At 71.0% G+C, this 13,247-nt stretch carries 16 protein-coding genes and 3 pseudogenes; 5 read left to right on the forward strand and 14 right to left on the reverse strand.

The features are described 5' to 3' along the window. Positions 1-57: 57 nt before the first annotated feature. On the reverse strand, positions 58-627 hold the full coding sequence (locus O7597_RS12875; RefSeq protein WP_269740349.1) for a hypothetical protein: 570 nt from the start codon (positions 625-627) through the stop codon (positions 58-60). A 686-nt stretch (positions 628-1,313) separates the two neighbouring features. Between O7597_RS12875 and O7597_RS12880 the strand changes: the two genes are divergently transcribed. Together O7597_RS12880 and O7597_RS12885 are read left to right on the forward strand one after the other, a co-directional pair. After that, positions 1,314-2,012 carry an A24 family peptidase gene (locus O7597_RS12880; RefSeq protein ID WP_269742681.1) on the forward strand — a complete coding sequence of 233 codons (699 nt, stop codon included), beginning with the start codon at positions 1,314-1,316 and terminating at the stop codon, positions 2,010-2,012. A gap of 57 nt (positions 2,013-2,069) precedes the next feature. Beyond that, positions 2,070-4,448, forward strand: coding sequence for a glycosyl hydrolase family 65 protein (locus O7597_RS12885; protein WP_269740348.1), 2,379 nt, complete (start codon positions 2,070-2,072; stop codon positions 4,446-4,448). A gap of 10 nt (positions 4,449-4,458) precedes the next feature. On the opposite strand, the gene O7597_RS12890 is transcribed toward O7597_RS12885, so the two are convergent. Both O7597_RS12890 and O7597_RS12895 read right to left on the reverse strand, forming a co-directional pair. Then, positions 4,459-4,944 carry a hypothetical protein gene (locus O7597_RS12890; RefSeq protein ID WP_269740347.1) on the reverse strand — a complete coding sequence of 162 codons (486 nt, stop codon included), beginning with the start codon at positions 4,942-4,944 and terminating at the stop codon, positions 4,459-4,461. 148 nt (positions 4,945-5,092) lie between these two features. Continuing rightward, entirely contained in the window at positions 5,093-5,809 is a 717-nt protein-coding gene (locus O7597_RS12895) for a DUF4386 domain-containing protein (RefSeq protein ID WP_269740346.1), read from the reverse strand. Positions 5,810-5,900: 91 nt separating this feature from the next. Here O7597_RS12895 and O7597_RS12900 point away from each other — a divergent pair, with 91 nt between their 5' ends. Beyond that, entirely contained in the window at positions 5,901-6,629 is a 729-nt protein-coding gene (locus tag O7597_RS12900) for a TetR/AcrR family transcriptional regulator C-terminal domain-containing protein (RefSeq protein ID WP_281582821.1), read from the forward strand. Positions 6,630-6,720: 91 nt separating this feature from the next. Here the strand turns inward: O7597_RS12900 and O7597_RS12905 are convergent, their stop codons facing one another. Continuing rightward, on the reverse strand, positions 6,721-7,491 hold the full coding sequence (locus tag O7597_RS12905; protein ID WP_281582822.1) for a hypothetical protein: 771 nt from the start codon (positions 7,489-7,491) through the stop codon (positions 6,721-6,723). Positions 7,492-7,614: 123 nt separating this feature from the next. Here O7597_RS12905 and O7597_RS12910 point away from each other — a divergent pair, with 123 nt between their 5' ends. Next, complete coding sequence (locus O7597_RS12910; protein WP_281582823.1) at positions 7,615-8,640, forward strand: sodium:calcium symporter; 1,026 nt, start codon at positions 7,615-7,617, stop codon at positions 8,638-8,640. Between the two features lie 16 nt (positions 8,641-8,656). Here O7597_RS12910 and O7597_RS12915 read toward each other — a convergent pair whose 3' ends face one another. From O7597_RS12915 to O7597_RS12925, 3 genes are read right to left on the reverse strand one after another with little or no spacing between them, the layout of a single operon-like run. After that, positions 8,657-9,283, reverse strand: a complete 627-nt coding sequence (locus O7597_RS12915) for a dihydrofolate reductase family protein (protein WP_281582824.1) — start codon at positions 9,281-9,283, stop codon at positions 8,657-8,659. Further along, a complete protein-coding gene (locus O7597_RS12920; RefSeq protein ID WP_281582825.1) occupies positions 9,280-9,756 on the reverse strand; it encodes an SRPBCC domain-containing protein in 477 nt (158 codons plus the stop codon). Before O7597_RS12920 ends, O7597_RS12915 begins: the two co-directional genes overlap by 4 nt. Next, positions 9,753-10,091 (reverse strand): helix-turn-helix transcriptional regulator, encoded by a 339-nt coding sequence (locus O7597_RS12925; protein ID WP_281582826.1) that lies wholly within the window; start codon positions 10,089-10,091, stop codon positions 9,753-9,755. The genes O7597_RS12920 and O7597_RS12925 overlap by 4 nt, the downstream gene beginning before the upstream one ends. Before the next feature lie 110 nt (positions 10,092-10,201). On the opposite strand from O7597_RS12925, the pseudogene O7597_RS12930 reads away from it, so the two are divergent. After that, positions 10,202-10,300: pseudogene (locus tag O7597_RS12930) on the forward strand (PIN domain nuclease); the annotation flags it as partial. A gap of 206 nt (positions 10,301-10,506) precedes the next feature. On the opposite strand, the gene O7597_RS12935 reads toward O7597_RS12930, so the two are convergent. The 7 genes and pseudogenes from O7597_RS12935 to O7597_RS12960 all read right to left on the reverse strand — a co-directional run bounded on the left by O7597_RS12935 (position 10,507) and on the right by O7597_RS12960 (position 13,215). Next, positions 10,507-10,806, reverse strand: coding sequence for a type II toxin-antitoxin system prevent-host-death family antitoxin (locus O7597_RS12935; protein WP_281582827.1), 300 nt, complete (start codon positions 10,804-10,806; stop codon positions 10,507-10,509). 242 nt (positions 10,807-11,048) lie between these two features. After that, positions 11,049-11,222, reverse strand: coding sequence for a hypothetical protein (locus O7597_RS12940; protein WP_281582828.1), 174 nt, complete (start codon positions 11,220-11,222; stop codon positions 11,049-11,051). Between the two features lie 206 nt (positions 11,223-11,428). Next, a complete protein-coding gene (locus tag O7597_RS12945) occupies positions 11,429-11,743 on the reverse strand; it encodes a helix-turn-helix transcriptional regulator (protein ID WP_281582829.1) in 315 nt (104 codons plus the stop codon). Further along, positions 11,743-12,136: pseudogene (locus O7597_RS12950) on the reverse strand (type II toxin-antitoxin system RelE/ParE family toxin). Before O7597_RS12950 ends, O7597_RS12945 begins: the two are co-directional and overlap by 1 nt. 155 nt (positions 12,137-12,291) lie before the next feature. Beyond that, positions 12,292-12,696 (reverse strand): hypothetical protein, encoded by a 405-nt coding sequence (locus O7597_RS12955; RefSeq protein WP_281582830.1) that lies wholly within the window; start codon positions 12,694-12,696, stop codon positions 12,292-12,294. After that, positions 12,585-12,932, reverse strand: a pseudogene (locus tag O7597_RS31755) (hypothetical protein); the annotation flags it as partial. The pseudogene O7597_RS31755 and the gene O7597_RS12955, both read right to left, overlap by 112 nt. Before the next feature lie 55 nt (positions 12,933-12,987). Further along, positions 12,988-13,215 (reverse strand): hypothetical protein, encoded by a 228-nt coding sequence (locus O7597_RS12960; RefSeq protein WP_281582831.1) that lies wholly within the window; start codon positions 13,213-13,215, stop codon positions 12,988-12,990. Positions 13,216-13,247 lie beyond the last annotated feature (32 nt).

The raw sequence follows: 13,247 nt of genomic DNA on the forward strand, positions 1-13,247 counted from the left end.
CCCGTCGGACGACGGCGGTACGGGCGGCGGCCGGTCGGCGGCCGTCGGCTCGCCCGGTCAGCACGGCTGGTCCTGGTGGGCCGCGCCGGCGCTGATCCGCCAGCGACCGTCGGGATAGCGGGCCGCCGTGGCGGTGACCAGGTGGCGGGAGCCGCGGGTGCCCGGTACGACCTTGTCGTCGGCGAGGTAGACCAGCCGGTAGTTGCTGGCGTCGACGCAGTCCTGGATCTCCACCGTGGGCGGTGTCGCGTCCAGGTCCGTCGAGATGACGGTGGGCCCCTCGGAGCGAAGTGTGCCGGCACTCACCGCACCGTTCTGGCGGGCCTGCCGCAGGCTGAACCGGACCCTGGTCAGCAGTGGGTCGGCGAGGAACCGGGCCAGCGCCGGCTCCTGCGGATCGCTGCGCCGGCTGGCCGTGCGGGACGCCGCGAGGTAGCCGGCGTAGGCCGCCAGCGCCGCCTTCTCCGCAGCCGCCTCCTCGGCGGCCCGCTCGGCGCCGGCTGGTCTGTTCCGTTCGGGTGTCGCGGTGGTGGCCGCCTCCTGGGTGCCGCCACAGGCGGTGCTCGTGCCGACCGTGGCCACCGCGACCAGGCCGGCCGTCCAGCGGCTCAGCTGCCGTGCTCGCACCTCGTGCCCTCCTCGGTGCCGACCGGCGTACGCCGTCACCAGCGTCTCCGGGCGTGCGGCGGCGCGACCGGCGAACCTTCCCCGGTCCGGTTCCGTGCGCAGCCACATTTACTGTTATGGATCTCTGAACAATGCACTCGCCAGGCTGCTCGTCGGTGGTGGACGTGGGTTGCGTCACATCCAAGGGGCGAGCATAGGCTGACGCTGGCCGATGCAACAGAGGCAATTCATTCGAACACGATGAGTGATGGAGAGTGGTGGCGTCGCATGGTTACCGACAGGTTGCCGAAGTTGATCGGCCCGGTGTTCGACGCGGGCGGCCGCCGGCCGCGGAGCGGGCGATCCCACCGATGGGCGGGTGCCCGGTCGGTCGGGCACAATGCGGCGGGAAATGGCAATCGGTCCGATCCGTCCCCGGCAAAAATGGTGCCAATGGGCGGTGAATTGTCACCGGCGGGATTTGCATCTGCCCGTTCCGGGCATTCGGTCCGACGATCGGACGACGCGACGGCAGGCGGTGCCCGACGATCGGACCGCCACCGGAACCGACCGGACACACTACCCTACGTGAGGGGGTGGTCCAGGTGACCCGGCCACCCGCTCCACCGGCGGAGGCGCACCGGGCGGCCACGCCGACCGACCCGCCGTCCGGGCGCACCGCCCGGTCACGGTCCGCCGCAGCGCTACTGGCGATCACCCCACTGCTTCGGTACGCCGTCGCCCGGCACGCCGTACGCCCGGGCACCGCCCGCCGGACCGGCTGCGACGCCTGTGGCGCGCCGATCGGCCCGCACCGTCCCTGGCCGGCGCTCGGCCCGACCGCCCGCTGCGGCGGCTGCGGCGCCCGGGTCGGTGCCCCGCCGGCCACCGTCGAACTGGCCGCCCTGGCAGCCGTGGCGGCGCTGCTGCTGACCCGCCCACCCGCCGTCGAGATGGTCGCCGCCGGGTGGTGGCTCGCCTGCGCGGTGCCGTTGCTCTTCATCGACGTCGCGGTGCACCGGCTGCCGGACCGGCTGACCTGGCCGGCCGTCGCCGGCACCTGGCTGCTGCTCGGGCTGGCCGCGCTGACCGGGGCCGGTGCGACACCGTGGCTGCGCGCCGTCGCCGCCGGGCTCGGGCTGGCGCTCTTCTTCGCCACCACCACCCTGTTGCTCGGTACGCGGGGCTTCGGCATCGGCGACGCCAAGCTCGCGCTGAGCGCGGGCGCCCTGCTGGGCTGGTACGGCTGGAGTGTGCCGGTGCTCGGCCTGCTGCTCGCCCTGACCCTGTCCGGGCTGGTCGCCCTGGGCCTGCTGGTCAGCCGCCGGGCCCGCCTGTCGAGTCACCTGCCGTTCGGGCCGTACCTGGTGCTCGGCACGGTCGGCGCCCTGCTGCTGGTGTGGTGAACCGCCCGGCGGGGAACTGTCAGCCCGCAGGGACCGTCGGAGAGTCCTGGAGGCACTGTGCATCCCACCCCTGACCAGCAGCCGGACGAGCCGCAGCCCGAGGAGCGGTGGCGGATCCGACGGACCCGGGACGACCTGGACCGGCTCGGCGAGACCGAGTCGGTCTTCGCGTTGGGCAACGGGTGGCTGGGCTGGCGCGGCACCCTCGACGAGGGCGCACCGGTCGACATGCCGGGCAGTTACCTCAACGGGTTGCACGAACGCCGGGAACTGACCTACCCCGAGGGCGGCTACGCCTTCCCGCAGCTCAGTGACACCGTGATCAGCCCACCGAACGCCACCCTGGTACGCCTCTGGGTCGGTGACCAGCCGTTGGACCTGCGCACCGGCACGGTGCTCGCCCACGAGCAGGTGCTGGACCTGCGGGCCGGGGTGATCGAACGGCTCACCGAGTGGGTCTCGCCGGCCGGCGACGGGGTGCGGGTACGCAGCACCCGGCTGGTGTCGCTGGCCCGCCGCCGGGTCGCCGCCGTCGACTGGACGGTGGAACCTCTGGACGGGCCGGTCGACGTGCGGATCTGCGCGGACCTGCTGGCCAACGAGCATGTCCCCGAGCGGGCCGACGACCCCCGGGCCGCCTCGCTGATCCAGGATCCGCTGACCGCCGAGCTGCACCGGGTCGACGGTGCCGACGCTCTGCTGGTGCACCGGACCGAGCGCAGCGGGCAGCGGGTCGCCGTCGCGGTCGCCCACCGGGCGGCGGCGCCGGCACAGCTCACCACCGACGCCGACGCCACCCCGGACCGGATCCGGCTGACCCTGACCGGTCCGCTGCGTCCTGGGGAGCAGGTGCGGCTGACCAAGTTCGCGGCGTTCGAGTGGGCACCGGTGGACGACTCCACCGTCGAGGAGCTGGCCGCCCAGGTCACCGCCGAGGCGGACGCCGCGCGTACGGACGGCTTCGGCGAGCTGCGTACCGAGCAGCGGGCCGCCCTCGACCAGGCCTGGCGCACCGCGGACGTGCTGCTCGACGGCGACGAGGAGCTGCAACTGGCGATCCGGTTCGCCATGTTCCACCTGATCCAGGCCGGGCGCTCGGACGGCGACCGGACCATCCCCGCCAAGGGGCTGACCGGCAACGGCTACGACGGGCACGTGCTCTGGGACACCGAGGGCTACGTGCTGCCGGTGCTGACCTACATCGCGCCCGACGTGGCCCGGTCGGCACTGCGCTGGCGACACGCCCACCTGCCCCAGGCGTACGACCGCGCGGCGGAGTTGCGGCTCACCGGCGCCACCTTCCCCTGGCGGACCATCAGCGGTCAGGAGTGCTCCGGCTACTGGCCGGCCGGAACCGCCGCGCTGCACGTCAACGCCGACATCGCCGACGCGGTCCTGCGTTACGTCGGTGCCACCGACGACGAGGACTTCCGTACCGGCCCCGGGCTGGACCTGCTGGTGGCCACCGCCCGGCTGTGGCACGGCTTCGGGCACTTCACCGACGACGGCAGCTTCCACATCGCCGGTGTCACCGGCCCGGACGAGTACGCCGCGCTCGTCGACGACAACCTGTTCACCAACCTGATGGCGCGGCGGAACCTGCGCGGCGCGGCCGATGCCGCCGAACGGCACCCGGAGGCGGCCGGCCGGCTGGGCGTGGACCCGGCCGAGGTGGCCGGCTGGCGGGCCGCCGCCGAGGCGATGACCATGCCGTACGACCCGAAGCGGGGGGTGCACCAGCAGTCCGGCGGGTTCACCGACCGGCCGGAGTGGAACTTCGCCGACACCGGCGACGACGACTATCCGCTGCTGCTGCACTTTCCCTACCTGGAGCTGTACCGGCACCAGGTGGTCAAGCAGGCCGACCTGGTGCTGGCGATGCTGCGCTGCCCGGGCGAGTTCACCGCCGAGGAGAAGGCCGCCAACTTCGCCTACTACGAGGCGCGCACGGTCCGGGACTCGTCGCTGTCCGCCGCACCGCAGGGCGTGCTCGCCGCCGAGCTGGGCCACCTCGACCTGGCGTACGACCTGTTCGCCGAGTCGGTGCTCCAGGACCTGGAGGATCTCGGCGACAAGACGGGCGACGGGCTGCACCTGGCCTCGCTGGGCGGGGCCTGGCTGGCACTGGTGCAGGGCTTCGGCGGCCTGCGCGACGACCGGGAGCTGTTGTCGTTCGACCCCCGGCTGCCCGACCGGATCGACCGCCTCGCGTTCAGCCTGCTCTGGCGCGGTCACCGGCTACACGTGACGCTGACCGCCGACGAGGCCCGGTACGAACTGCCGGACGCCGACGCCGACGTCGCGATCGAGCTGTGGCACCACGGTGAACGCCTGCGGGTGGCCGCCGGCGAGGCGACCATCCGCCCCATGCCTCCGCTACCCGACTCCGGCCCCGAGCCGGCCTCGCCACCCGGGCGCCGCCCCGCCCGCCGCTGATCCGGTGGTGTCAGTGGACCGGCTCACCCTGGTCGCCGAGGACCGGGCCGCCGGACATCCGCTGCCGCACGGCGTCCAGCTCCTCAAAGGCGTACGCCCAGTTGTGGCACTTGAAGCTGCGCAGCCCCTCGATGGGCGACCGGCAGTCGGCGCAGCGTACGCCGGGGATGGCGGCGGGCAGACCGGTGTTCACGTAGCGGCGGTCGCCGAGGATCACCGTGGCGATCATCATCGGGTCGTGCACGCCCTTCAGCGCCGAGGCGACGATGTCGTACCAGGTGATCCGGCGACCGCACTTCGGGCAGTCCGGGTGGTCGCCACTCACCCACAGCGGTGCGCCGATGGTCCGGGGCGGCATGTTGAGCAGCTTCTCGATCCGCCGTACATCGGACTCCGGGGTGGTCCAGCGGTGCCGGCCGGGCAGTGCGGCGGGCGAGTCGTAGACGGCTTGGAACAGGGCGGGGTCGACCTCGACGGTCTCGCGTTCGCTGGTCATCGGCGTCCCTCCCGGACTTCTCGGCGCCCCCACGGTGGTCACCGGCGGGTGGCAGGCACAACCGGATCAACGACACGGCGGGACGAGCGGCCCCGGTTCGGGCGTACCCGGATGCGGGCACGACCCGGACCCGGGCCGCCCGGGACGGTCAGGCGGTCGACGCGGCGGTGAGCGGCGCGGTCGGCGTCGCTCGCGGTGCCTCGGTGAGCGCCCGCTTCCGGACGCCGAAGATGACCAGGTAGCCGAGAATCCACAGCTCGCCCACGGTGGCGGGGACCACCAGCAGGTCGCGGGCGACCCCGGCGCCGGGGGCCAGGTACCCGACGAACGTCATCAGCACGTACCCCACACCACCGGCCACGAGGATCCAGCCGAGCGCCCGGGGCAGCCAACCCGAACGCAGCACGCACCAGCCCATCGGCATCAGCCAGAGGCCGAAGAAGAGCCCGCCCACGGCCCACAGGTTCTCGCTGACGAGGTACAGCAACTGGACGGTGTCGGCGGCGCCGCCGGCCTCGCCGGTGGCCACCCCGAGCGCGGTCCCCAGCATCGCGGCGCTGCCGAGGATGGCGACGGCGTTGACGATGCCGAAGGCGGCGATGCTGCCGGCGGCGGTGCTGTCGACGGATCGGAACAGCCGGTAGAACCAGACGGCGGCGAGCGTCTGGGTGAGCACGACGAGCAGTTCGAACGCCACTCCGAGGCGCGCCAACGACTCGTTGGCGACCAGGTTCGCGAGGGTCGCGTCGGCGTCGCCGACCTCGAAGATCATGGGTCGGATGGTGAGGAAGCCCAGTGCGCCGGCGATGCCGAGCCCGAGGTAGAAAAGCCCGGTCGTCCGGGCGGTGCGGATCAGTGGATGCATTGTCGCTCCTTCGATTGCGCGGCGGTGGCGAGACCAGCCTTACGTCGTAAGGCAACCATACGTTGTAAGGTCAAGGGAAGATGGGAGCCGCATGGGAGCGAGGAAACGCCGCGAGCCGCTGAGCCGGGACCGGGCGCTTGCCGCCGCCATCGCCTTGGTGGACGCGGAAGGGATGGCGGCCCTGACGATGCGCCGGCTCGCCGCCGCCCTCGGCGTCGAGGCGATGTCGCTCTACCACCACCTGCCCGGCAAGGAAGGGCTGCTCGACGGCCTCGTCGACGCCGTCGTCGCCGAGATCACCACGGCCGCCACGCAGGCCGAGATGGCGGCGGCCGGCGGCGACTGGCGTACCCGACTACGACTGCGTTTCCTCGCCGCCCGCACGGTCATGCTGCGGCACCCGTGGGCGCCGGCCCTGCTCACTGCCCGTTCGACGATTCCCGCCGGGGTGTACGGCTACTACGAGGGCATCCTCGCCACCCTGATCGACGGCGGCTTCTCGTACCGGATCGCCCACCGGGCGCTGCACGCGTTCGGCAGCCTGGCCCTCGGCTTCGCCCAGGAGGTCTTCCAGCCCGGGGCGGGCGAGGAGGTCGACGCCGAAGCGGCGGAGGCGGAACTGGCCGAGCTGTCCGCGCGGCTTCCCCACCTGGCGGCGATGGTGGCCGCCGAACTGCACGACGCCACCGACCCCACCCTCGGCTGGTGTGACAGCCAGACCGAGTTCGAGTTCACCCTCGACCTGCTCTTCGACGGTCTGGAACAGGCTCGCGGCGCAACCGCCCCGGCGCACCGGGAGACACCCGCGGCGCCACTGTGACCGGTGACGTCGCTCGCCGTGCCGGTCACCGCTACCGTCGCCGCATGCAGGACATCTCCCTGTCCGGCCACCCGCCGCCGCGCGGTCACGCTCATCCGAACAGGCGGTCGATGACGTGTTGCAGCCGGATGATGTCGGTCATCGTGTACCGGCCCTCGCCCGGCCCGGGATCGGTGCCCAGCGGTGGCTGCTGATACCCGGCGGCCAGGGCCCGGACCTGGTTGGCCGGGTCGGGCAGGTAGGTGAGCCCGACCACCCCGAACCGGGCCCCGCCCCGGTCACGGACGGCGGCCCGGCCGGACAACTCGCCAAACGTCGGTGGCCGGTCGAAACGGCCGGCGTAGAACTCGATGACCGGGTACTCGTTGCCGCCCGCCACCTCGCGTACGAACGCCGCGTGGAAGCTGGCCTTCACCTGGATGGACACCACGTCTCCGGGGCGCAGGAGCGTCAGCGTTCCGGGCCGGCGCGGCCGGCGGGTCAGCGGTGGTGGTGGCGTGGACAGAAAGTCCTTGATGGCCGGGGACTGCCGGGCGAAGGCGTCGGAGAGCACGACATCACGGTTGAGCGAGTCGATGGCGGCCGACGCGTGGGCCGTGACGGCCGGGGCGGCGAGGCCGTACCGGTGCAGCAGCACGGCCATCGCCACCCAGCCGCGGTGCCGGGTCGCCGCAGCGGTGTCGTCGGCGTCGAGCAGGCACCGCCAGCGGGTGAGGATCGGCGGGATCACCGCCCGGGTCAGCTCGTGGTGATCTTCCGGGTGGGTCAGCAGCTGCCAGCTCACCCACCGGGCCAGATCCTCGTTCAGCGCGCGGACGAGGAGCGGCGCGGCGAGCTTGTCCAGAAGCTGCTGATGCCTCACGCCGAGCGAGTCTGACAGACCCGCGCACCGTCGCCGGTGCGCGACGGATGGGCCGCTCAAAACCCCGCCAGTTGGGTACGGGGGAGACATGCGCACTACTTCCCGGCCCTCGGGCAGCATCTCGTGATCACCGGTACCTGGCCGCTCCTGCCCAGCGTGGTCGCGCTGGTCGCCGCGCTCGCGGCGATCCTGTCCGCCGGCCGGGCGTTGGTGCGGACGGCCGACGAACTGGCGGACCGGACCGGGATGGGCGAGGCGGTGGCCGGTGCCCTCCTGCTCGGCGCGGTGACCTCACTGCCCGGCATCGCCACCACGGTCATCGGGTCGGTCCGGCAGGACGCCGAGTTCGCTCTCGCCAACCCGATCGGTGGCATCGCGGTGCAGACGGTGTGGCTGGCCATCGCCGACCTGCTCTACCGCCGCTCGAACATCGAGCACGCGGCGGCCTCCCTGGAGAACGTCCTGCAGGCGGTCGTGCTGGTGGCGCTGCTCTGCCTACCCGTGGTGGCGTACGCCACGCCTGAACTCACCCTGCTCTGGGTGCACCCGGCGAGCCTGCTGATCCCCGTCATCTACCTGTACGGTCTGGTGCTGCTGCGCCGGCTCCGCCGGGAACCGATGTGGTTCGCCCGGCGTACCACCGAGACCCGTCAGGACGAGCCGGCTGCCGAGACGTCCGGGCTGAGCCTGCGTCGGCTGTGGTTCCGGCTGGCCGCCCTGGCGGCGGTGGTGGCCGCCACCGGTTACCTGATCGGTCAGGGTGGGCTCGGCGTGGTCGCCGCGTCCGGTCTGCCCAGCGGCTTCGTGGGCTTCACCATCACCACGGCGATCACCTCGCTGCCGGAGCTGATCACCCTCATCGCGGCGGTCCGCATCGGGGCGCTGACCCTCGGCATCGGCAACATCCTCGGCGGCAACGCCTTCGACTCTCTGATGATCTTCCTCGCCGACGCCGCCTACCGGCCCGGGTCGATCTACTCCGAGGCGAACCTGTCCGGGCTGCTGTTCACCGGCATGACCACGCTGATGACGGCCACGCTGACCGCAGGTCTGCTGATCAGGGAACGCCGGGGCATCGGCTTCGAGGGCGCCGCCATCCCGATCATCTACCTGGCCACCGTCGCGCTCCTGCTGATCCGCCCCGGCTGACGGCCGCGATCCCGCCTTAGACGAACGCCGTGACGCCGTCGTACTCGGCCACGGGCGCGGCGCCGACCTGCTCGTACTCGACAAGCAGCAGGCCGTTCGGCGTCGCCTCGTGGCGCACGAGTCGCAGGCCGACGGGTGCGCTCGGGTGGTCCAGTAGGCGCCGTCCGGAACCGGCCACGGTGGGAGCGACGACCAGGCGGAGCGTGTCGACAAGACCGGCCGTCAACAGGGCCTTGCCGAGTCGAGCACTCCCATGGATCTGAAGTTCCCGTCCCGGCTGCGCCCGCAACTGCCCGACAGTCTGGATCGGGTCGCCGTGGAGCAGCGTCACAGGACGCCAACTTCCCTCGGTGAGGGTGTTGGTCACGACGTACTTCGGTAACGAGTTCATCCGTCCGGTGAACGGGTCGTTCGGGTCGGTGATCTGCGGCCAGTCGCGAGCGAACGCCTGGTAGGTCCGGCGCCCCAGCAGCAGACCGTCGGCAAGATCAAGCCATTCGGAGGTGCGTTGGACGAAGAGCGAGTCCAGGTAGGGCACGAGCCAGCCGCCCCGGGTGAAGCCGCCACTCGAATCCTCGGTCGGCGAGCCGGGACCCTGGCTGACCCCGTCGAGGGTCACGAACTCGGTCAGGGCGATCTTCATCGGGCCTCCTCGCTTTCGGCGAATCCGGCGAGCTGGGCGGTCACCGAGCCCCAGCCGTCGGCGAAGCCGAGTTCCTCGTGCCGGGCACGAGCGGCGGGATCACCATGGCGGACGACGACCCGGTAGTCCGTGCCGTCCGGATGGTCGTCGAGCGTGACCTCGGCGGTCATGGCGACCGGGACCGGGCTCGCGGGCCGCCAGGCGCTGTCGATCGCGTTGGTGAACACGATCCGCTCGTACTCGTCGACGACCAGGAAGGTCGCGTCCATGTGCGGGACGAACTCACCGCCGCCGTCGCTCAGCCGGGTCACGAACCCGCCGCCGGGCCGGACGTCCAAGCGGTCGACACGACAGAGAGCGGGGGTCGGAACCCACCACTTCGCCAGCCGGGATCGGTCGGTCCACGCTCGCCACACCGTGGCTCGGGGCGCGCGGATGACCCGCTCCACGATCAGGTCCAGGTCGGGTTTCACTGTTGCTGCTCCTCAGGGTCGGTGACGAAGAGTTCGAGCCGGTCGGTGCGCTCTTCCCAGATCCGGCGCTCCTCGGCGAGCCAGTGGTCGATGACGGCGAGGCGCTCGCGGTTGAGCACACAGGTGCGTACCCGACCGGCCTTGGCCGTCTGGATCAGCCCGCTGGACTCGAGGACCCGGACGTGCTTCATGAACGAGGGAAGGGTCATCGGGAACTCGCTGGCGAGTTCACCGACGGTCGTCGGACCACGGCCGAGGCGTCGAAGGACCCCGCGTCTTGTCGGGTCGGCGAGGGCGCCGAACACGCCGTCGAGCTGCGCCGAATACTGAGCCATATGGCTAAGTATCCCTGGCGACAATACTTAGCGCAACGGCTAAGTATTAGCGTCTGCCGACCCCGGCCGTGAGCAGCCAAGGCCGCTGACGCATGCCGCCAAGCAGGCTAGACCGCATGCTGGTGGCACAGGCAATCACCGAAGGGCTGACCCTCGCCTCCCGCGACACGTCGATAGCGCTGTACGACCTGGACGTCCTCAAGGTGTGATCGGACAACTCGGTCCACGCCTGATCCCCCGAGAGGCCCCGGCCCAACTCGCCCGCTGGCCGTCCCTCCCATGGATCATCCGAATCGGACGGATCGTCGTGCTGACCTGGACGACCTCTTGCGCTGTCCTACATCGCTTGCCAGTTGCTTTCGGTGTCAGTTGTGCCCGAGGTGTCCCGAATGATCTTGTTCGGTCGGTCAACGACTCACTGCCGGCGATGGCCTCGCCGCACCGCCCAGACTCCACCTGCGGCCGGGTCGACCAGGTCCCGCTCGGCCGTGTCGCCCTCATCAAGCTCCGCGATCGAGCGGCGCAGGGCTGCGGCGTTGGCCGGGTTGCGAAGGAGGTACTCGGTTTCCTTCATGGACTCGTACTCCGCAAGCGGCACGATGACCACCGGTTTGTGGCCCGACCGGGTCACCACCACTTCCTCCGCGTCGTTGATGACGCTGTCGAGTTCGGCGGCCAGGTTCTGCCGTAGTTGGGTGAAGTTCACAGTCCGCATGACCACCTCCGGGTAGGTACAGAAAGATTGGCGGGGGTCTCGCTCCTGGTTCAGTTGGCGATGGATCCGCGGGTGCCGCTACGAGCCAAGATCGTGGCCAGAACGGCCCGGCGAAGGGTCGCTGAGCTGCGGGAGAGTGGGCCGGAGGTACCACCATGCTAGCCACACCGCCACGATCCCCGGCGCTCCGGTGCCACTGTTCGAGTAGTTTCCCGTACGGCGTTGGAAGCCGGATGACGGGCCTACGAGTCGTCGAAGATGTCGCCGAGCACGAGTCTTGCCCGGCCTGGCATCTCCTCCTCCGGGAAGACTTTGCCGCACAGGGCGAGAACCTGTTCCGCGTTGGTCAACCCGAGGTGGTCGATCAGGAAACGGATGTCCTCGGCGTCCCGCCGTCGTGCGGCAAGCACCTTCATGGCCAACAGATGTTCCGCAGAGGCTGCGGCCACTCGCAGCCCAGGGTGGCCGAAATGCGCGGAGCCGTTGCGCCGCCTTCTGGAGCGACATAGGCGCTCGCCTGCTCATTGAGCCACCAGCGCGGCAGGCCAGCGACTATCGCCGGCGGCCCGTTCCCGCTGCGGATGCGCAGGTCAGGAGCGCGGCCCGGCGGCCCGGCGCAAGATCAGGCGATCTGACGGAGATCGCCGCCGTAGTCGAAGATGATCCGCATCCGAGCGCCCAGCGCTCGGGCGTACCGGCTCAGGGTCGCGACCTCGTTGGCCTCCAGGTCGCCGTTCTCGATCTGGCTGACCCGGCCCGGCGTGACCCCCATCAACTCGGCCACCTGCCGCTGAGTGAGACCGAGCCGCTTACGCTCCTCGGCAAGGTGGAACGCACTGACCCACGCCTCGGTACGGGCGCGCTCCACATCGAGCGCGCCGTCGTCCCCGTCGTGCAACTCGGCACGGATGTCGTCCCAGTCATGGAAGTCGCCCATCAGCCCTCCCTCCGCTTCCTCTCAAAGGCGAGCCAGCCCTCGTACGCGACCTCGGCGACCGGGATCGCTTCCTCATACCATCGAGACCAGTCGCCGGCCTTGTTGCCGGCCACCAACAGCACCGCCTGCGACCTGGGGTCGAAGACGAACAGAACCCGGACGGCGACTTCCCGCCCCAGACCTCGGTCGCAGCTCCTTGAGGTTGCTGATATTCGAGCCTTTGAGCGTGTCGACCAGTGGACGCCCCAAACCCGGGCCGGCGTCAGCGAGCATGTCGATCGCCACGTTGACCGACCGGTACGTCGCCGGATCGGTTTGGCGGAGCGAGCGCAACCAGTCGCGGACATCGCTGGTCGTTCTGATCGCCCAGCGACGATCGGAACCGTGAGGCATGGGACTGAGTATAGCCCAGCCTATACCTCGGGACAGCATACGAACCGAGAAGCGCAGGTCGAGAGCTGAATGACCTCGGTCGGTGGGCCGCCAGGGACTCGAACCCTGAACCTATGGATTGCCGGCGAACCGGTCTTCTGCGGTGTGGTTCGAGGTCATCCGGGCTGCTGGCGCGCTTCTCGGTCGGGTTCGGCTGGCACGGTTGCTGTACTTCGCTGCTGTACTTCCGCCGGCTGACGGGTCCAGCCGATGAAGCGGCGGTGCAGTGCGCCGGCCGGCGCCCAGGGCATGTCCTCGGCTGCCTGCACGAGATAGCCACCGAGGTAAAGGGCAAGCGACACCGGCGCGTCGGCGTACTCCGCGCGTAGTTCTCGCCGCCGGGTCGGGCAGGGCCAGGGCAGGTCGCAGCCGCCGCAGCTCCAGATCGGCAGGACCGGCCCGTGGGTGGTCACGGCACGCCGCCAAGGAACTGGGCCACGCTCGCGCGGGCCTGCCGGCTGGTCGCCCAGTCCACCTGCCAGCACGGGTACGGCGACAGCCGCGACCACCAAGCGCGACATCCAGCGCACATGCCGTCGAGCCCCCGCACATGCACTGCGAGAATCAGCCACTCCGGACCGCTGGTCACTGTTCGTCCTCCTGTGGCCAGTGGTCACGGTTGATCGGAATCCGGTGCCGAGCTCGGCACGGCAGGTCGGCTCCGCAACCGCAGATGCGCCGCCAGAGCCGCCACGACCACACCGGCCGATGCCGTCGGGCGAAAGTCAACGCGGTGGCTGAGAGGTACTCGTCGTACGAGACGCGCCGCCTGCTCGGAGTCGCCCGTCCGGACGCGCCGGCCACGGCTCGGCTCACCGGAGGTTCCCCGGCCCAGGTCCGCTGGCTGGTTCGCTGGGCAGGTCCCACGGCCGCTCGTGGCCGCCGTCGGACCGTAGGCGTGCCGCATGGTCGAGCAACCGTTGCTGCGCCGCCGTCTGCTCAATTTCCTGGTACCGCTGTCCGGTCCCCGGCGGTGGTGGCGGCTCCGGACGCCCCAGCAGCCACCGCATCAGCACGTACAGGTGGGATCGCAGCGTCACAGTCCCGCCCCCTCGTCGAGCGCCGGAAAGGC

The organism is Verrucosispora sp. WMMC514 (genome assembly GCF_027497295.1).
Lineage (GTDB): Bacteria > Actinomycetota > Actinomycetes > Mycobacteriales > Micromonosporaceae > Micromonospora > Micromonospora palythoicola.